The 17,923-nt window shown below is 63.2% G+C and carries 16 protein-coding genes; 12 read left to right on the top strand and 4 right to left on the bottom strand.

Annotated features, from left to right (window positions below):
* Positions 1 to 18: 18 nt before the first annotated feature.
* The 5 genes from CWO89_RS16695 to CWO89_RS16675 all read left to right on the top strand — a co-directional run bounded on the left by CWO89_RS16695 (position 19) and on the right by CWO89_RS16675 (position 5,200).
* Positions 19 to 1,209 carry an ABC transporter substrate-binding protein gene (locus tag CWO89_RS16695; RefSeq protein WP_130579872.1) on the top strand — a complete coding sequence of 397 codons (1,191 nt, stop codon included), beginning with the start codon at positions 19 to 21 and terminating at the stop codon, positions 1,207 to 1,209.
* Positions 1,206 to 2,579, top strand: coding sequence for an amidase family protein (locus CWO89_RS16690; RefSeq protein ID WP_130579871.1), 1,374 nt, complete (start codon positions 1,206 to 1,208; stop codon positions 2,577 to 2,579). Before CWO89_RS16695 ends, CWO89_RS16690 begins: the two co-directional genes overlap by 4 nt.
* Complete coding sequence (locus tag CWO89_RS16685; RefSeq protein ID WP_130579870.1) at positions 2,576 to 2,896, top strand: amino acid synthesis family protein; 321 nt, start codon at positions 2,576 to 2,578, stop codon at positions 2,894 to 2,896. Before CWO89_RS16690 ends, CWO89_RS16685 begins: the two co-directional genes overlap by 4 nt.
* Before the next feature lie 128 nt (positions 2,897 to 3,024).
* On the top strand, positions 3,025 to 3,930 hold the full coding sequence (locus tag CWO89_RS16680; RefSeq protein WP_165421191.1) for a LysR family transcriptional regulator: 906 nt from the start codon (positions 3,025 to 3,027) through the stop codon (positions 3,928 to 3,930).
* A 1-nt stretch (position 3,931) separates the two neighbouring features.
* On the top strand, positions 3,932 to 5,200 hold the full coding sequence (locus CWO89_RS16675; protein WP_245476335.1) for an adenylate/guanylate cyclase domain-containing protein: 1,269 nt from the start codon (positions 3,932 to 3,934) through the stop codon (positions 5,198 to 5,200).
* Positions 5,201 to 5,279: 79 nt separating this feature from the next.
* Here the strand turns inward: CWO89_RS16675 and CWO89_RS16670 are convergent, their stop codons facing one another.
* From CWO89_RS16670 to CWO89_RS16660, 3 genes are read right to left on the bottom strand one after another with little or no spacing between them, the layout of a single operon-like run.
* Complete coding sequence (locus CWO89_RS16670; protein ID WP_130579869.1) at positions 5,280 to 6,404, bottom strand: alkene reductase; 1,125 nt, start codon at positions 6,402 to 6,404, stop codon at positions 5,280 to 5,282.
* Positions 6,405 to 6,444: 40 nt separating this feature from the next.
* On the bottom strand, positions 6,445 to 7,593 hold the full coding sequence (locus CWO89_RS16665) for an FAD binding domain-containing protein (RefSeq protein ID WP_130579868.1): 1,149 nt from the start codon (positions 7,591 to 7,593) through the stop codon (positions 6,445 to 6,447).
* 40 nt (positions 7,594 to 7,633) lie between these two features.
* Complete coding sequence (locus CWO89_RS16660; protein WP_130579867.1) at positions 7,634 to 8,842, bottom strand: MFS transporter; 1,209 nt, start codon at positions 8,840 to 8,842, stop codon at positions 7,634 to 7,636.
* A gap of 383 nt (positions 8,843 to 9,225) precedes the next feature.
* Between CWO89_RS16660 and CWO89_RS16655 the strand changes: the two genes are divergently transcribed.
* From CWO89_RS16655 to CWO89_RS16645, 3 genes are read left to right on the top strand one after another with little or no spacing between them, the layout of a single operon-like run.
* Positions 9,226 to 10,530: a c-type cytochrome gene (locus tag CWO89_RS16655; protein ID WP_130579866.1), complete on the top strand. Its 1,305-nt coding sequence runs from the start codon at positions 9,226 to 9,228 to the stop codon at positions 10,528 to 10,530.
* 40 nt (positions 10,531 to 10,570) lie between these two features.
* Positions 10,571 to 11,059, top strand: coding sequence for a (2Fe-2S)-binding protein (locus CWO89_RS16650; protein WP_130579865.1), 489 nt, complete (start codon positions 10,571 to 10,573; stop codon positions 11,057 to 11,059).
* A complete protein-coding gene (locus tag CWO89_RS16645) occupies positions 11,056 to 13,284 on the top strand; it encodes a xanthine dehydrogenase family protein molybdopterin-binding subunit (RefSeq protein WP_130579864.1) in 2,229 nt (742 codons plus the stop codon). Before CWO89_RS16650 ends, CWO89_RS16645 begins: the two co-directional genes overlap by 4 nt.
* A 107-nt stretch (positions 13,285 to 13,391) precedes the next feature.
* On the opposite strand, the gene CWO89_RS16640 is transcribed toward CWO89_RS16645, so the two are convergent.
* Positions 13,392 to 14,102 carry a TetR/AcrR family transcriptional regulator gene (locus CWO89_RS16640; protein WP_245476333.1) on the bottom strand — a complete coding sequence of 237 codons (711 nt, stop codon included), beginning with the start codon at positions 14,100 to 14,102 and terminating at the stop codon, positions 13,392 to 13,394.
* Between the two features lie 165 nt (positions 14,103 to 14,267).
* Between CWO89_RS16640 and CWO89_RS16635 the strand changes: the two genes are divergently transcribed.
* The 4 genes from CWO89_RS16635 to CWO89_RS16620 form a co-directional block, all read left to right on the top strand.
* Complete coding sequence (locus tag CWO89_RS16635) at positions 14,268 to 15,518, top strand: FAD binding domain-containing protein (protein ID WP_130579863.1); 1,251 nt, start codon at positions 14,268 to 14,270, stop codon at positions 15,516 to 15,518.
* Positions 15,515 to 15,850 (top strand): DUF485 domain-containing protein, encoded by a 336-nt coding sequence (locus CWO89_RS16630; RefSeq protein ID WP_245476332.1) that lies wholly within the window; start codon positions 15,515 to 15,517, stop codon positions 15,848 to 15,850. Before CWO89_RS16635 ends, CWO89_RS16630 begins: the two co-directional genes overlap by 4 nt.
* Positions 15,847 to 17,505, top strand: a complete 1,659-nt coding sequence (actP, locus tag CWO89_RS16625; RefSeq protein ID WP_130579862.1) for a cation/acetate symporter ActP — start codon at positions 15,847 to 15,849, stop codon at positions 17,503 to 17,505. The genes CWO89_RS16630 and actP overlap by 4 nt, the downstream gene beginning before the upstream one ends.
* 36 nt (positions 17,506 to 17,541) lie before the next feature.
* Positions 17,542 to 17,923, top strand: a 382-nt coding sequence (locus CWO89_RS16620) for a cupin domain-containing protein (RefSeq protein WP_130579861.1), incomplete at its 3' end; no start/stop codon positions are given.

Genomic DNA, 17,923 nt, shown 5'->3' with positions numbered 1-17,923 from the left:
CAAGTGTTGGAGGGGGCCATGGGCTTATCGACGATCACGCGCCGCAGGTTCGGCGGTCTTGCGGTCGGCCTCGCCGGCGCAGCGGCCTTCCCGCGTGCATTGCGCGCGGCCGAGGCGATTCGGATCGGTTTCCTGGGGCCGCTGAGCGGCGCTCTCGCCTTTGTCGGCCAGACCAACCAGAATTGCCTTGATCTCGCGGTCAGCGAGATCAACGAGGCCGGCGGCATCGCCGGGCGGATGCTCGAGGTGATCGCCGAAGACTCGCAGATGTCGACCAAGACGACGCTCGACAAGGCGCGCAAGCTGTTCCAGAGCGATGGCGTGGTCGCCGTTACCGGCATGGTGCTGCCGTCGGAGCGCGAAGCGGCGCTCTCCATCGCGGCACAGGTCAAGCGCTACGTGCTGTTTCCCAATTTCGATGAGGGGCGCTGTCATCCCAACCTGATCTGCACGGGGCTTTCGATCAACCAGAGTACCGTGCCGATGGTGCGATGGCTTACCAGCAATGTCGGCAAGAAGATCTATGTTATTGCCTCCGACCTTGCGACCAATCGCCAGATCATGCTCGGTAGTCTGAAGGCCGAGCTCGATGCGCAGGGCGGCACGCTCGCGGGCGCGCAGTTCTTCCCTTTCGGCGCACGCGATTTCGGCCCGGCCCTGCAGCAGGTCGCCGCCGCCAATCCCGACATTGTGTGGCACGCGATTGGCGATGACCCCATCACGTTCGTCAAGCAGTATGCAAGCTTCGGCATGAAGCCGCAGTTGGTAACGCCCCTGGTCCACGAATCCATTGCGGCCGCAACAGAGGATGCGTCGGTCGGTAATATCGGCGTGGAATCCTCCTATATGAGCGTCGATACCGAAGCGAATCGCGCTTTCATCGACGCCTACAGCAGACGCTTCGCGGATTTCACGCCGCGGCGCGTACGCGGCAAGGTCGTGATGCTGCCGCACGGGGAGAAGACCTATGTGGCGGCAAAGCTGCTCTCGGAAGCGATCCGGCTCGGTGGCGGCACGGATTACGACGCGCTGCGCAGCGGTTTCGGCAAGGTCACGCTGGCCGCACCCCGCGGCACCGTGAAGGTCGATCTCGCCGCGAGCCATCTCGTCTGCGACACGCTGGTCGGCAAGGTCATGCCCGACCGCGGCATCGACGTGATCGCGCGGCTCGGGGCGATTGCGCCCGTATGCACGGGAGCAAAGGGATGATCGAGCTCGGAATCGATGCGCTGACCGAGGGCTATCGCAGCCGCGCCTTTTCACCGGTCGAGGTCATGAAGGCGGTGCTCGCACGTGCCGCCGAGCTGCAGCCTGTGCTCAATTCGCTTGCCGCGATCGATGAGGATGGCGCGCTGGCGGAGGCGCGGCAGTCGGAAGCTCGGTGGCTTTCGGGCACGCCGCGCGGCGTGCTCGATGGTGTGCCGGTCTCGGTCAAGGACCTAATGCCGACGAAGAACATGCCGACCCGCCAGGGCTCCCGGGCGATCACGCCCGATGCGATCCCTCGCATCGATGCGCCGCCCGCGGCACGTTGCCGCGAAGCGGGCGCGATTCTGTTTGCGAAGGCAACCACCTCCGAGTTCGGCAACAAGATCGTCACGGAATCGCCGCTCAACGGTATCACGCGCAATCCATATGATCGTGACCGCGCGTCGGGCGGCTCGAGCGGCGGTTCCGCAGTCGCGGTTGCCACGGGGCTCGGTCCGGTAGCCATCGCGACCGATGGCGGCGGCTCGATCCGGATTCCCTCCGCCTGGTGCGGCGTCGTCGGCTTCAAGCCGTCGTACAAGCGCGTGCCGACATTCGGAGGAGAAAACACCGGCTCGCTGAGCAATGTCGGGCCGATCGCGCGCAGCGCGGCGGATGCCGCCCTGCTGCTCAACGTGATGGCGCAGCCCTTTGCTGGCGACTGGCAGGCGACGCCTCCTGACGGGCGGGACTACCGTCATGGCTTGAACGACGGCGTTCGCGGCTGGCGCATCGCCTTCAGCCCCGATCTCGGCATCGCCACGGTACAGGAAGATATCGCAGCGGCAGTAGCGGCAGCCGCAAGGACCTTTGCGGAGGCGGGCGCCATTGTCAAAGAAACGGAGGTGCCGCCGCTGGCCGGCTATGTCGAAAGCCGGCTGCATTCGATCCAGTGGATGGTCAATCTCGCGCAACTCCTGAAGCAGTTTGTGCCCGAGCAGCGTGTGCTGATCGATCCGGACACGGTCGAACTTGCGCGTATCGGCTCCAAGCTGCCAGCTTCCGTGCTGGCCGATGCGCTCGCGGCGCGCGAAAAGCTTGGGCGTGAGATGCACGCCTTCTTCGCCGACCACGATGTCCTGATCTGTCCGACCTTCCATGTCGAAGCGCCGCCCGTGCCCGGGCTGCCGGCCGAGCTGCGCGAGGCGCCGCGTTTCACCTCGTGGTGCAATCAGACCATGCAACCGGCAGCGTCCGTGCCATGCGGGCTGACCCGGGCCGGCTTGCCCATCGGGCTGCAGATCATCGGCCGACGCTATGACGATGCACGCGTGCTACGCGCCGCCGCAGCCTATGAAGTGGCGCGTGGAGCTTTTCCGGGGCCGACATGAGCGATCTCAGGATTGTGCGTCTGGTCAGTCATCTCGACGAGATCGGAGAGTCGCGGCGCGCCTGGGCGGCTGCTGTTATCGCCGCCGACCCTGGCGACGAATTGGAGTCGCTGATGGTGCTTGGCGAGCGGCTGGGCGACCTGCTCGGCAGGCGGTCCGTTGCATTGCTGGATGGCGCGCCGGCAACGGCCTACGGCAAGAGCGCCATCGTCGGCACAGCGCTTGAGATCGAGCACGGCGCCGCGATCCTGCATCCGCTGCTGGGGAAGCCGTTGCGTCGGCTCGCCGGCGATGGCGGTGACGTGATGGATGCCTGACATCTTGCCTCCGGGTTCGAAAGAGCCGCTTGGGCTCTGGCGACACATATCGAATGGCTTTGATGCGAGAACAATCCATGCTTTCATGACGCTACTGTTTACGAATTGGAGACAATCGGGATTGAACGATGGACAAGGTGGCCAGCCTAAAGGCCTTCGTGAAAGTGGTGGAAACCGGCAGTTTCTCGGAGGCGGGCCGCCAGCTACGCCTGTCCAGGTCGGCGATCAGCAAGTACGTCGGCGATCTCGAGGAAAACCTCGGTGTGCAGCTCCTCAATCGGACCACGCGGCATGCGAGCCCGAACGAGAACGGTCAGCTCTATTTCGAACGCGCGCTCGTCATCCTTTCCGAGATGGATGCCGCCGACCAGGCCGTCACGCATTTGCAGTCGGCCCCACGCGGACTTCTGCGCATCAATGCGCCGATGTCCTTCGGCACCATAAAGCTGGGCCCGGCGCTCGCCGACTTCATGCTCAAATATCCGGAAATGCAGCTCCAACTCGTGCTGAGCGACGACCTCGTCGATCCCGTCCAGGACGGTTTCGACGTGCCCCTTCGTATCGCCGAGCTCGAATCCTCCAGCCTGATCGCGCGGAAGATCACGCCTATGCCGAGGGTGATCTGCGCATCGCCGGACTATCTCGAGAAGCACGGCATGCCATCGCACCCGCGGGACCTTCGCGATCACATCTCCCTGACGTACGGCTTCCTGCTCACCGGCAACCAGTGGAAGCTGACTGGTGCCGACGGAGAGCACTGGATCCAACCCGCCTGGTCCCTGTGCGTAAACAACGCCGAGGTGCTAGGCGACGTCGCCGTCAAGGGAAGGGGAGTGGCGTTGTTACCCGAGTTCATCGCCGGTGAGGCGCTGAAGAGGAAGCAACTGCAGGCGATCTTGAAGGGCTTCTCGGCGCCGCCACTTACGCTGTATGCGATCTACCCGCCGACACGACACCTGTCGGTGAAAGTCAGGCTTTTCATCGATTTCCTCGTCGAACGCTTCGGGCGCGAACTCGATGCCCGAGGAAGTTGAAATGGCTTCCAAGACTTCCGATCCATCGCCTCGGATATATCCCCCGTCGGTCTCGTTCGTGCGAAGAGCCGGCCCGATCGCGGTCGCTGCCGGCAGCGCGGACAGCTTCGCCGAGACCGAAACCTGGCTACTGGAAGAGGCCTCCGCCGAGCGGCAGATGATCGACCTCCTGGTTAAGCTGATCTGTCGAATGAAGGTGGCTGGCTCTTCGGTCGATCGACTTACCCTGCACATCGGCACGCTTCACCCCCAGCTTGTCGGTTTCGCGTGGGTCTGGAACGCCGACGATGGCTTCTGCGACGAGGTGCGGGTCGCTGACGCGACTGTCGATTCCGATGCCTACAGACTCAATCCGCTGCAGCGTATCGTCGAGACCGGCGAGACGATACGACGAGCGCCGAACGAGAGGTCGGCGCAGGACGAATTTCCGCTCATGATCGAGCTCGCGGCCGCCGGCATGACCGACTACGTTGCGATTCCCTTGTCGGGTCTGGACACACGTAACGTGATCACCGTCGCAACAAAAGCTGGCGGCGGCTTCGCCGGGGCGGAAATAGATTCATTGACCCGGCTCTTCAAACTATTCGCCTTGCATGTGCAACGGCACAGCGAGTTGAAGATCTCCGAAAACGCGTTGGCAGCCTACCTTGGTTACGGCGCCGCTGCCAAGGTGCTCGAAGGCGCAATCAAGCGCGGTGCAGGAGACTCGATCCGCGCCGTGATTTGGGTCTCGGACCTGAGAAATTTCACGCAGATGTCGGACGTTCTGGCCCCGGCCGACATGCTGGTGCTGCTGAACGCCTACTTCGAAGCGATGGCGAGCGCCGTGTCCGCTCACGGCGGCGAAATTCTCAAGTTCATCGGTGACGGCATGCTCGCCGTCTTTCCGGTGAAGATCGGCGTCGCCGAAGCGTCGCGCGCGGCCGTCTCGGCGGCGAGGGAGGCAATTGCCAGACTCGAAGCTTCTAATCGGAAAATCCGGGTCGCGTCCGACGCCGAAGGCCACCCCTTGCTACGCGCGGGCATCGTCCTTCACGAAGGTGAGGTCTTTTTCGGCAACATCGGCGCCCCGGATCGCCTGGACTTCACGGTCATCGGCGCAGCCGTCAACGAGGCTTGCCGCGTGGAAGCGCTCACCAAGACGATAGGCCGGGACCTGCTCATGACGGAAGCCGTCGCCCGACACGTTCCCCATGATGTCGAGTATCTCGGTGAGCACCAGTTGCGAGGAATCTCCGCCCGGATGTCCGTGTACGGAATGGCGGGATGACGACTTCATTGGTCCGGCCGCTGCTCGTCAGCAGAAGGAGCCTCCATGGCTGCCGTCGACCTCCTCGGTTCTGCCAGCACTAAGCTCGCGTAGCGGTCTCTCTGCTGACGGTCTTGAGCGTCGGATAGTCGAGGTATCCGGAATCCGAACCGCCATATATCCCGAATGGTTGCGGTGAGTTGTAGGGGCCGCCGGCTCGAATCCGCGCCGGAAGGTCCGGATTGGCGAGAAAGAGGCGACCGAAAGCGACTGCATCGGCCTCGCCGGAGTTGACGATCCGGGCGGCGCGCTCCGGGGTGATACCCGCGTTGACGATGAGCGGGCCGCGATAGTGCGCGCAAAATATCGGAAGCATCTTTTCGTAGTCAGGCGCTCCGGTCCAGGCGTTGGTGTCGGCAAGGTGCAGGTATGCAAGCCCGGCAGTCCCCAGCCATCGCGCAAGTGGCCCATAGGTATCCTCCGGTTTCGGGTCCCGGGTGCTGTTGTAATCGGCGAAGGGTGATAGCCGCAGTCCTATCCGCGAACGCGGCATGACATCGGAAATCGCCGACACGATTTCCTGAAGTAATCTGGATCGTCCTTCGACGCTCCCGCCGTAGTCGTCGGTCCGCAGATTGATGGTGGGGGACAAAAACTGGTGGATGAGATAGCCGTTGGCGCCGTGGATCTCGACGCCGTCGAATCCTGCGCGAACGGCGTTGTCGGCTGCGAGCCTGAATTCGTTCACGACGCCTTGAATCTCTCCGAGAGTCATCGCGTGCGACGGCGTAGCGGTGATCCGCACATATGCGCCGTTGGCGAGGAGCGCCCACACCTGCAGCCGATCCAGATCGTCGTTCACGCCCGACGGAGACGGCGGTTGCTTGTCGGACAGCAGGCCACGCGCACTCGCGCGTCCGGCGTGCCAGAGCTGCGCGACAACGCGCCCCCCTTCTTTGTGGATACGACCGACGACCGCTTTCCATCCCTCGGTCTGTTCGTCGGTCCACAGACCGGGCGTCCGGTCGAACGCGAGGGACATCGGTCCCACGTTGACGCCTTCGGTAATGATGAGGCCGGCGCTCGCGCGCGCGGCGTAGTATTCCGACGCCGAGGGATTGATGATGCCCCGCTCGTCGGCGCGCGAGCGCGTCATCGGGGCCATGACTATCCTGTTGGCGAGATCGAGATCGCCCAGGGTCGTCGGATGAAAGAGATCCGCCATATTTCACATTCCTTCGAGTTTCGGATCCTGGTCGATCGGGCTAGTCGGTGCTTCTTTCGCGCGACCAGCGATTTCCCAGCGCAAGACCGTATTGGTAGAGAGCGCAGCCGTATTCGAGCTGCAGCCGCTCGGTGGACTGGAGCGCGACGTCGACGTTCGCGCGCGCCGACTTCAGAGCGCGTGCGAGAACGGAGGCCTCGTAGGCTGCCTTGGCGGTTCCCCCCGCGGTGTGGGGGCGTGCGACGAACGCTGCGTCGCCGGCCAGCAAGATTCGGCCGAACAGAGTCTTCGGCACCGTCACGTCGAGGATCGTCTGGAGGAAAGGATCGCGCGTTTCCGAGATTAGTGCGGCCATCTTCGGATGAAGCTCGCGCAAGGCACGCGCCTTCAGCGCGGCAACGGTGCTCTGCGGCGTCGTACCTCGCGGAAGCGAGGATCGATGCCGTACGCCGTTCCTGTCGGTCAGCACGTTCGCGAGGTCGGCGAGAGCGACATGCACATACCAGACCCAATTGAGGCGCCGCGATCCGGTCGTGACGGCGCCGTCTTTTCCAGGGATGAAATACGCAAGCATGTGGCCGCCGCTGCGGGCCTCGGAGAAAGTGAAAAGGTCGTCGAAGAAGGACAGAAGATCGGGAGGCACGACGCGTTCATCCAGCGTGCCCCTCCAGGCAACGTAGCCGGCATATCCCGCCTCGACGTCGGGAAGCATTGCTCGCCTCGTTGCGGAGCCCGAACCGTCGGCGGCTACGAACAGATCGCTTTCGACCACGGTGCCGTCACCGAGGGTCGCCGAGACCTTGGAGCCGGTCTGGATCACGGTCGTCACCTCGGAGCCCGCGCGATAGCATTCATCCGGAACGGCGGCCCGCAGCGCTGCGTGGATGGCTTCCCAGGAGGTGAATTCCTGCGGCATCTCCTGCAGGACGCCGTCTCCGCCGTTGTGATCGAGATATCGCCTCCCGCGGCAGGACGTGAAGGGGAGTGGGCGTACGCCATTTTCCGCGAAAAATCGGGTCAGTTCGCGTTGGACAACGATCCCGGCTCCTCGGGCCATCATCGGGCCGGGCACGCGTTCATGAACCCTTATGGTCGCGCCGAGCCTTCGAAGCGCAATGGCGTTGCAAAGCCCGGCAATCGACCCGCCGCTGATCGTAACCGTGAAGTCATGATCGGCATGCCAACTCATCCGCCACTCCCGATTTGCAGCTTCGAATGGGTCCGTCACGTCAGTGACGCGATGCCTTGTCGGGTCGGAACGAAAGCGTCGGTAGCTGCAGGAGCAGACCCGCTGTCGCAAGCGCAGCCCCGTAGCCGCAGACGCCGAGCCAGGACAGATGCGCGTATGCCCAACTTGCCCCGAGCGATCCGAGTGAACCGCCGACGAACATTGCCGTCATGAACACGGTGTTCAGCCTGCTCCGTGCCTCCGGACGGAGCGCGAAGATCAGGTGCTGATTTGAAACCAGCGCAGCGTTCACGCCGACGTCGAGCAACACCACCCCGACGACCAATCCCGCGATGACGTCCCAGCCCGCGAAAACGACCCAGGAGGAAAGCGATACGGCGGCCGCGATCACAATGACCAGGTGCGGACCCCGCTTGTCGGCCACTCGACCTGCGAGAGGCGCAGCGAGGATGCCCGACGCACCGATGACGCCGAACAGGCCGGCGATTTCCGGTCCGAGTCCGAAGGCGGCTTCCTGAAGGTGCAGGGACAGGACGGTCCAGAAGGCGATGAATGAGGCGAACAGCATCGCTTGCGTTGCCGCCGCCAGTCGAAGCGCCGGTTCCTCGACGAGCAGGTGAACGAGCGAACGCAGCGCGGCAGGGTATCCGATGCTTTGCGTCACATGGTGGCGCGGCAGGATCAAACGGACCAGTACGGCAGCGCCGAGCGCCAACGGGACGCCGAGCCAGAACATCTCGCGCCATCCAAAATGCGATCCGACGAACCCGGCTATCGTGCGGCTGAGGAGAATGCCACCCAAGATTCCACTCACGACCGTTCCAACTGCGGCGCCCCTTGTGCGGTCATCGGCAAGCGTCGCGGCGAATGGGACGATCTGTTGGGCCACGGTGGCTGCGACGCCCAGCACGAGCGATGCCGCGATCAACGCGAGCGTGGACGGAGCGACGGCGGCGAATGCTAGAGCCGCCGCTAGAGCGACGAATTGCACGGCGATGAGACGCCGTCTCTCGACAAGGTCGCCCAAGGGAACCAACAAGAGGAGACCAACCGCGTAACCGAATTGTGTGGCTGTGGGTATGAGACCGATTGTCGAGGAGTTCGGGTAGTTTGCCTCGATCAGGCCGAGCAGAGGCTGGTTGTAGTAGATGTTTGCAACCGCGATCCCGGCGCAAACCGCCATGGCGAACGTGCGCGCGCGGGTGAGTTCGGGGACCTGTTGGTCCGTCGCAATCGTTGACGTTGACATGGCGGCAAATCCTCGTTTCGTCGGCACGCAGTCTCGGTTCCGCGCGCCCGACACTTGACCTCGAGCACGATCGAGAGTTAATTATCAATCGATAAATAACAAGGGATCGTCAAAGATGGATGGCTCCTATGCGCCGATGGTCGCGTCTGCACGCGGCCGCAATGGTGTTGGCGATAGCCACTTGCCCGCATGCTCGCTTTCCAGATGGGAGAGTCTTCGTTCGATCGTTACGCTGCGGGCGAGCGGGCGTATTGGATTCCGTGCGCACGCTTTGGATCGGCTCGTCGAGCCGTGATCGGGAGATTGTGCAAGTCTCGCGTCAAACTGAAAAGATGGCGCCAGCACCAGCCTGATATGGCGATCGCATCCTGGAGGGGAGGGCGATGAAGCTCAGGTCGGTTCTGCTTACACTGCTTGCCATCGGGGTGATCGGCGGGACGGCGTCATTTTTTTGTGCTTTGGAATCGCCAATCCCGCCCGTCGATGCGCGGTCGCTCGGCGTGCCGGATCGTGCGGCGGTGCGCCGCGGAGCCAGTCTTGCTCTCCTTGGAGATTGCGCCACATGTCATACTGCACCCGGCGGACTCCCATACGCCGGAGGGCTTGCGATGCCGACGCCCTTCGGAACGATCTACTCCACTAACATCACGCCGGATCCGGAAACAGGCATCGGGCGCTGGTCGGAGCAGGCCTTCATTCGCGCTCTGCGGTCCGGCGTGGATCGCGAGGGCCGTCACCTTTACCCGGCTTTTCCGTACGACCATTTCACGCGCGTATCGGACGACGACGCGAAGGCGTTGTACGCCTTCTTCATGTCGATCGATCCGGTCAAATCATCGGCGCCGCCCAACGAGCTTCCGTTTCCTCTCAACGTTCGTCTGACGCTGGCCGGCTGGAAGCTTCTCTTCCTTCGTCAGGCGCGGTTCGTCGCGGACCCATCGAAGGATGAGAGGTGGAATAGAGGGAAGTATCTGGTGGAGGGACTCGGCCACTGCGGCGCCTGCCATTCCCCCCGAAATCTCCTCGGTGCGGAAAAGACGTCGGCCGGTTTCGCAGGAGGCGAAGCCGAAGGTTGGCGCGCCTATGCGCTCGGTCGAAGCTCACGATCGCCGGTCGCATGGGACGAAGCCGCCCTGGCGGACTATCTCGCGCGCGGCTGGCACGCTTTGCATGGGACCGCTCAAGGACCCATGGCGAACGTGGCCAACAACCTCTCGCAGGTCGACCCCGCGGACGTAAGGGCAATGGCCCATTATCTTGTCTCTCTCGGCAAAGGCGAGGGGCGGAATGATGTGGAGAGGACTCGTTCTGGTCCGGGACGCTTGCCGCAGGCCGGCGGCGCTCAGGCGGCGACGCCCTCCATCCCATCAGAGCCGGGCGGCGCGATCTACGCCACCGTCTGCGCGTCGTGCCACGATGCCGACAGACCCTTGCCGCTAGGCGGCTCGAGACTCGATCTCTCCACAGCGGTTATGGACGAGGTGCCCACCAACCTGGTCAATCTGGTGGTGCGGGGAATACCGGCGGCTAGCGGCGCTTCCGCACGTCCTATCATGCCCGGTTTCGGTGATGTCCTAGACGACCGGCAGATCTCCGATCTTGCCAACTATTTGCGTACCCGGTTTGCCGGAAAGCGGCAGTGGGACGGGTTTGCGAAAGCGGTCGCGAAAGCAAGAGGTGGCCGGTGAGTCGGACCGAACAAGGACTTAGGAGGCTCGGTAAAGCAACATGACAACTTTGATCGTCAACGGCGAGCGCCGATCCATCGAGGCGAGCCCTGACACTCCGCTGCTCTACGTTCTCAGGGACGAACTCGGTCTGAACGGCGCGAAATACGGTTGCGGGCTCGGGCAATGCGGCGCCTGCACGGTCATCGTCGATGGCAAGGCCGTCTTCTCCTGTGTAACGCCGGTGATGGTGTTGGAGGGACGGACGGTCACCACGTTGGAAGGAATCGGGAGCCAGGACGCGCTTGGCCCGATGCAGCGCGCCTTCATCACCGAGCAGGCCGCACAATGCGGCTACTGTATTTCCGGCATGATGATGCGTGCTCATGCGTTGCTGAGTCGCGATCCGCACGCCACCGATGAGTCGATCAGAGCGGAGCTGCAGCCTCATCTTTGTCGATGCGGCACGCACATGCGAATCTTGCGTGCGATCCGGCGCGCCGCAGAAGAGATGCGGCCGAAGACGGCCGACGCGAGGACGGAACGATGACGCATGCTGTCTCTCGGCGCAGCGTTCTGGCCGGCGCCGGTGCGCTCATCGTCGCCTTCCGGTTTTCCGGGGCGTATGCACAGACCGAAACCGGCACGGGTGGAGGACCCTCGAAGCACGGTTTGCCGGGAAGCCTCGACGACAACCCGAGAATCGACGCCTGGATTCGCATCGACGCGTCGGGCGCCGCGACGATCCTCACCGGCAAGGCCGAACTCGGACAGGGCCTCAAGACCGCGCTTCTTCAGGTCGCGGCAGAGGAACTCAAGTTGCCGCTCGATCGGCTCTCGCTGGTCACGGCCGACACCGCGCGGACGCCCAATGAAGGCTACACGGCTGCCAGCCACTCGATGCAGGACTCCGGCACCGCGATTCGGAATGCGGCGGCGCAAGCGCGCGAACTGCTCCGGGACGAAGCGGCCCGCAGATTCGGCGTACCCGCCAGCTCGCTGCAGGTACGCGACGGCGAGGTGTTTGGTGCTGACGGCGTGCGGCTTGGTTACGGCGAATTGGTGAGCGATCAACTGCTGTCGGTCGACGCTAAGCCGATCTCGCGCTTGACCTCGCCGGCAGACTTCACCGTGATGGACCGACCCGTGCCAAGGGTCGATATTCCCGCCAAAGTGAACGGTGGGGCTGCCTACGTCCAGGATCTACGTCCAGAGGGGATGCTGCACGGTCGCGTCGTTCGCCCGCCGAGTTACGGCGCCACGTTGCGGGACTGCGATGTCGCGCGGGTCGAGCGGATGAGCGGCATCGTCAAGGTCGTGCGGGACGGCAATTTCCTCGGCGTAATTGCGGAACGCGAATGGGCCGCAGTGCAGGGAATGCGAACTCTCGCGGCCACGACGAATTGGATCGAACGGCAGGAGCTGCCGGACGAGGTGGATTTGCCGGCCGCGCTGATGAAATTGCCTTCGCGCGACACCACGATTCACGACACGGGAAATCCCGGCGGGCCGGGAATCCTGGTCGAGGGGACCTTCAGCAGACCTTATCTTACGCACGGATCGATTGGGCCGTCGTGCGCGGTTGCGCAGTTCCAGGACGGAAAGCTCACGGTTTGGACCCATACCCAGGGCGTGTTTTTCCTTCGCGATGCGATCGCCGGCATGCTGCGGATGCCCACCGAGAACGTGCGCTGCATCCATGCGGAAGGTGCCGGCTGCTATGGCCACAACGGCGCCGACGACGTCGCGGCCGACGCGGCGATGCTGGCTTTGGCAGCACCCGGTCGGCCGGTCAGGGTCCAACTGATGCGTGAACAGGAGCACGCGTGGGATCCGTTCGGGCCCGGCATGGTGGTCAAGCTGAACGCGGCGGTCGGCGCGGACGGCGCGATTGCTGATTGGCACCACGAAGTGTGGAGCCAGTCGCACATGATGCGACCCGGGCCGCCGGGCACGCTGATCGCGGCCCGACTGAAGTCGGACGCTTTCCCGCCCGCGCCACCCGTAGCCCTTGCGCAGCCCGAAGGTGGCGGTGACAGGAACGCAATCCCGCTCTACGCGATCGCGAACTGCAAGGTGATCAGCCACTTCCTGCCCGACATGCCCTTGCGCGGCTCTTCGATGCGCTCCTTGGGCGGTTATCTAAACGTCCTCTCGATCGAAAGCGTCCTCGACGAATTGGCGGTTCGTTCACGTCAGGATCCCGTGGCGTTTCGGCTTCGGCACATTGAAGATCCACGCGCGCGCGATGTCATCGAGAAAGCGGCCTCGCGTTTTGGGTGGACCACACGGGCTAAGTCCTCGGAAGGCACCGGGTTCGGGTTCGGCTTTGCGCGCTACAAGAATCTTGAGGCCTGGTGCGCGGTGGCCGTCGAGATCGAGCTTTCCCGGCTAAACGGTGTCATTCGTGTCCGTCGCATCGTGGCGGCGGTGGATACGGGGCAGATCGTGAATCCGGATGGCGTCCGCAATCAAATCGAAGGTGGCATCCTGCAGGCGATGAGCTGGACGCTCTTCGAGCGGGTGACGTTCGACCGTACTCGCGTCACATCGGTGGACTGGTCGGCCTATCCGATTATGCGGTTCGATCGCGTCCCCGAGTCGGTCGAAGTCCATCTGGTGGATCGGCCGGGCGACGCCTTCTATGGCGTCGCCGAGGCTGCGCAAGGGCCGACGGGAGCAGCCCTTGCCAACGCAATCAGGGATGCGACAGGCGTCCGGTTCCACGATCTTCCCATTACGTCGGCGCGCATAAAAAGAGCGATAGGGCCGTGATTGGTTAGAGCGTTTTCGAGCGAAGTGGACACCGGTTCGCGTGAAGAAAACGCGTCAAAACAAGAATCTAGAGCTTCGGTTCTGATTCAATCAGAACCGAAAATGCTCTAGCCCTTTTCCTTCGCCGGCAGAACGGAGCGGACGCCGCCGAGGAACGTCGCCACCTTCGCATCAATGATCGAATTGACGTCCGTTTCGAGCGGCATCGAATAGATGAACTGGCGTACTCCGAGATAGAAGATCGCCGCATGAAGCCCCCACACCATCTCGATTTCGAGAACGGTAACCGGGAGTTCGCGGGTGGAGGGACGTCCGTATTCGAGCCTGATCTCCTCGATCACCTTTTCGAACGCGCGTTCGCGCAGCATTCTGAGATAGCGGGCGTTCAATCCTAGGTCCTTGAGGCCCGCGAACATGAACAGGCGGATCCACTCATAGGTGAGAATGACCTCGGCGTACTCGCGATAGAACTGGATCAACCTGGTCTTAAGGGGGACCGAACGATCGGTGATGATTTTCTCCCACGACGGCTTCCAGCGCTCGACGAAAACCTCCTGATAGACCCGCTCGATGAGGGCTTCCTTGCTCGGAAAATAGCGATAGAGCAGGGGCTGGGTGATACGCAGGCGCCTCGCGAGTTCGCGGGTCTGTCCTTCGAACCCGTGCTCGGCGAAGAACGAGACCGCTTCTCGCGCGATGATGGCCTCCCGCTCGGACGGGTCCAGCCTCTGCTGCTCTCGGATAGGCGTTCTGGGACGCGCTCTGTTCGGCTTCTTCACACCTGATTCGTGGGCTTGAGTGCGGTTCTGCAACTTCATACACCGATTTCCCGTCCTGTCCGATCCCGCTAGCCGGTTCGTCACTTTTTGTTTATCGATCGATAAATAGTCATTGACTCAAGTCAATGCCGCCTCGATAATTGATCAAACGATAAATAGCGGCCCGACAACTCCCGTCCGACCGCACCGCAAGGGAGGCTGCTCATGACGAACGATGGCTGGACGGGCAAAACGCGGCCGAAGGCACTGGTGATCGGCGGATCCATGGCCGGACTGTTCGCGGCATTGCTGCTGCGCCGGGAAGGTTGGAAGGTCGACGTATACGAACGTATCGGCGCCGAACTGGCAGGCCGAGGCGCGGGAATCGTCACTCATCGCGAGTTGTTCGAGGTATTGGGGAGAGCTGGCATCGACACGGAAGCGGCCGCAGTCGGGGTCGCCGTCCCGGGGCGGCGCGTGCTCGATGGCAGCGGCCACATCGAGGGCGAGCTCAAGTTGCGTCAGGTCCTCACCTCGTGGGGGCACCTCTATGGGCTTCTGAGGGCAGCCTTTCCGGCGGAGAACTACCATCACGGCAAGAACCTTGTGGAGGTTGCGGAGGTTGACGACCGCGTGGCGGCGCGGTTTTCCGACGGCTCCGAAGCTTCGGGAGATCTGCTGATCGGCGCGGACGGCATTTTTTCGTGCGTCAGGGCGCAGCTCGCTGCGGATGTCTATCCCAGATATGCCGGCTACGTCGCGTGGCGCGGCCTCGTCGAGGAACGAAAACTATCGCCGAGGACCCGCGCGGAGCTGTGCGACTGGTTCGCTTTCAGCCTCCCTCCCGGGGAGCAGATGCTCGGCTATCCCGTCGCCGGCGCCAACGAAGAGATGGATGTCGGCGAACGTCGCTTCAATTTCGTTTGGTACCGTCCGGCCGACTCCGGCCATGGGTTGGCCGATCTCCTGACGGACATCGACGGCGTCCGGCACGAACTGTCGATTCCGCCGATCCGGATACGCCCCGACGTGATCGCCTCGATGCGTCGGGACGCGGAGCGACTGCTTGCACCGCAGTTCGCCGAGGTCGTCCGCCTCACGGACCAGCCGTTCATACAGGCCATCCTCGATCTCGAGACGTCGCGAATGGTCCTCGGACCCCGAACGGTGATCCTGGGCGATGCGGCTTTCGTGGCTAGGCCGCACGTCGGAATGGGAGTGACGAAAGCTGCGGGAGATGCGGCCGCTCTGGTCGACGTATTGCGGGCCCATCCGCGCGATCTGCCCGCCGCGCTCGCGAAATTCGAGTCGACCCGGCTTCCGTTCGGAGCCGCGGTCGTCCGCCGCGCCCGCGATCTCGGCGCCTACATGCAGGCGCAGATTGCCACTGCCGAAGAACGGGCGATGGCGGAACGCCACCGCACCCCTGAGGCGGTGATGGCGGAGACCGCTGTCACGACGGGAATCGCTGCGTGACCGAATTCAAAAAAGGAGGAGGGGACCAACCAATGGACCCACAGGCCATTCAGAATAGTCCCGTGTTCAGACAGCTCGTGAGCGAGCGCGCGCGCCTCGGCGTCGGCATGTCGATCGTCATGACGGTCGCGTATTTCGCCTACATTCTGACCGTCGCATTCTGGCCCCGTTTGCTCGGGCATCCGCTGTGGAGCGGCGGCGTGATGACCTGGGGCGTGCTAATCGGCGTCGGTCTGATCGCCTTCGGATTCCTGCTGACCGCTCTCTATGTCCGGCGGGCGAATTCCCGTTTCGATCGGCTCAGTCAGCTCCTGCTGGAGGATTTTCGATGATTGCGCGCTCGGGCTACGCAGCCTTTACCGCAACCGCAGTCGCACTTGCTTCTGAGCCTGCGGCGGCGGACGCGCTGACTTCCGCGGGCGGCGCTCGGCAATCGCTGAACGCAACGGCGATTGTCATGTTCCTCGGCTTCGTCGCGGTCAGTCTCGCCATCACACTATGGGCGGCGAGACGGGGCACGAACACGGCAAAGGATTTCTATGCTGCGGGTGCCGGTCTCAAAGGCGTCCAGAACGGGCTCGCAATTGCCGGCGATTACACCTCGGCCGCAACGTTCCTGGGTGTCACGGCGCTCGTCTACACCTCGGGCTACGACGGCATGATCTACGCGATCGGCTTTCTCGTTGGCTTTCCGATGATCCTGTTCCTGATTGCGGAGCCGCTGCGCAACCTCGGCCGCTATACGTTCGCCGACGTCGCGGCGTATCGGCTCTCCGAAGTGCCGGTTAGGGCAGTTGCCGGCGTCAATACCCTGGTCATCGTGGTCTTCTATCTGATCGCGCAGTTGGTCGGGGCCGGAAAGCTCATCCAGCTATTGTTCGGACTTCCGTACATCTACGCGGTCGGCATCGTGGGCGTACTGATGATGGTCTACGTGACTGTCGGAGGCATGCTGGCGACGACTTGGGTGCAGATCATCAAGGCCGTGCTGTTGATGTCGGGCTCGGTATTGATGTCGGTTCTGATTCTCGGACATTTCGGCTTCAGTCTGGAGGCTCTGTTCCGGGAAGCCGTCGCCTTGCATCCAAAAGCCGACGCAATCATGGCCCCCGGCGGTCTCGTCAAGGATCCGGTGTCGGCGATCTCTCTCGGATTGGCCCTGATCTTCGGTACGGCCGGACTGCCGCACATCCTCATGCGCTTCTTCACCGTCAGCGACGCTCGTGAGGCTCGCACGTCGGTGCTGGTCGCAACGGGATTCATCTCCGTCTTCTACAGTCTGCTTTTCGTGCTCGGCTTCGGCGCCATCGCGATCGTTTCGGCGAATCCCCAGTTTCGGGATGCGTCGGGCGGGCTGCTCGGGGGCGTCAACATGGTGGCCCTGCATCTGGCGGATGCCGTCGGCGGATCGCTGCTGCTCGGGTTCATCTCCGCGGTGGCATTTGCCACCATTCTCGCCGTCGTGTCGGGGCTGACGCTCGCGGGCGCTTCGGCGGCGAGCCACGATCTTTACGCGCGCGTGATCCGCAGAGGTCGTGCGAGCGAGCAGGAGGAAGTGCTCGTATCGAAGGCGGCCGCAGTCGCAATCAGCGTGCTTTCGATGGGCCTGGGCGTCCTGTTCGAGAATCAGAACATCGCGTTCATGGTCGGACTGGTGTTCGCGATCGCCGCGAGCGCGAACTTCCCGGTCATACTGCTCTCGATCGTCTGGCCCGACCTCACTACGCGGGGAGCAGTGAGCGGATCGCTCGCCGGCTTACTGGCATCAGTCGGGCTGGTCGCTCTCAGCCCGGGCGTATGGACCGCCACGTTCAAGCTCGGGCCCGCGCCGTTTCCTTACGACAATCCGGCCCTCGTCTCGGTTCCGCTGGCCTTCGCCGTGTCCTGGGCGGTGTCGGTGCTCGATCGCAGTGCGGCGGCTGCCTCGGTCCGCGCATCGTTTGGCGCGCAGCATGTTCGCGCGCAGACGGGCCTGGCCGTCGAATGATGCTTCTCGGAGAACCCAACTCAAGGAGAAACCAAAATGAACGCTAATGTGGTCGAAAAGGGCTGGGCCTCTTGGCCCGATGTCATTCGCAAGGAGTTCGACGCCAATCAATTCAACGGCCGGGTCGGCACGCGGCTCTTGTCGGAAACGGACCGCGTACGCGTCTGGGAAATTCGGCTTGCTCCGGGCGAGCGCATTGGATTCCATCGCCATGTACTGGACTATTTTTGGACTGCAGTGACGCCGGGGAGGGCGCAGTCGCATGCGGAGGATGGGACGATCGTCGAGGCGGTCTATTCGGCTGGCGAGACCCGTCACTTCGTCTATGGAAAAGGCGAATACAAGATCCACGACCTCGAAAACGTCGGAGATGCGGATTTGTGGTTTACGACGGTTGAGTTCCTCGACAGCGCCAACA

The organism is Bradyrhizobium sp. Leo170 (assembly GCF_004296405.1).
In the GTDB taxonomy this organism is placed as follows: Bacteria; Pseudomonadota; Alphaproteobacteria; order Rhizobiales; family Xanthobacteraceae; genus Bradyrhizobium.
The sequence above is the reverse complement of the archived record's forward strand: the minus strand, read 5'-3'. Positions and strand labels throughout refer to the sequence as shown.

What these genes read in the sequence shown, in the direction of transcription:
- CWO89_RS16695 (WP_130579872.1), top strand. Translation starts at nt 19, where the DNA reads ATGGGCTTATCGACGATCACGCGCCGCAGGTTCGGCGGTCTTGCGGTC.
- CWO89_RS16690 (WP_130579871.1), top strand. Translation starts at nt 1,206, where the DNA reads ATGATCGAGCTCGGAATCGATGCGCTGACCGAGGGCTATCGCAGCCGC.
- CWO89_RS16685 (WP_130579870.1), top strand. Translation starts at nt 2,576, where the DNA reads ATGAGCGATCTCAGGATTGTGCGTCTGGTCAGTCATCTCGACGAGATC.
- CWO89_RS16680 (WP_165421191.1), top strand. Translation starts at nt 3,025, where the DNA reads ATGGACAAGGTGGCCAGCCTAAAGGCCTTCGTGAAAGTGGTGGAAACC.
- CWO89_RS16675 (WP_245476335.1), top strand. Translation starts at nt 3,932, where the DNA reads ATGGCTTCCAAGACTTCCGATCCATCGCCTCGGATATATCCCCCGTCG.
- CWO89_RS16670 (WP_130579869.1), bottom strand. Translation starts at nt 6,404, where the DNA reads ATGGCGGATCTCTTTCATCCGACGACCCTGGGCGATCTCGATCTCGCC.
- CWO89_RS16665 (WP_130579868.1), bottom strand. Translation starts at nt 7,593, where the DNA reads ATGAGTTGGCATGCCGATCATGACTTCACGGTTACGATCAGCGGCGGG.
- CWO89_RS16660 (WP_130579867.1), bottom strand. Translation starts at nt 8,842, where the DNA reads ATGTCAACGTCAACGATTGCGACGGACCAACAGGTCCCCGAACTCACC.
- CWO89_RS16655 (WP_130579866.1), top strand. Translation starts at nt 9,226, where the DNA reads ATGAAGCTCAGGTCGGTTCTGCTTACACTGCTTGCCATCGGGGTGATC.
- CWO89_RS16650 (WP_130579865.1), top strand. Translation starts at nt 10,571, where the DNA reads ATGACAACTTTGATCGTCAACGGCGAGCGCCGATCCATCGAGGCGAGC.
- CWO89_RS16645 (WP_130579864.1), top strand. Translation starts at nt 11,056, where the DNA reads ATGACGCATGCTGTCTCTCGGCGCAGCGTTCTGGCCGGCGCCGGTGCG.
- CWO89_RS16640 (WP_245476333.1), bottom strand. Translation starts at nt 14,102, where the DNA reads ATGAAGTTGCAGAACCGCACTCAAGCCCACGAATCAGGTGTGAAGAAG.
- CWO89_RS16635 (WP_130579863.1), top strand. Translation starts at nt 14,268, where the DNA reads ATGACGAACGATGGCTGGACGGGCAAAACGCGGCCGAAGGCACTGGTG.
- actP (WP_130579862.1), top strand. Translation starts at nt 15,847, where the DNA reads ATGATTGCGCGCTCGGGCTACGCAGCCTTTACCGCAACCGCAGTCGCA.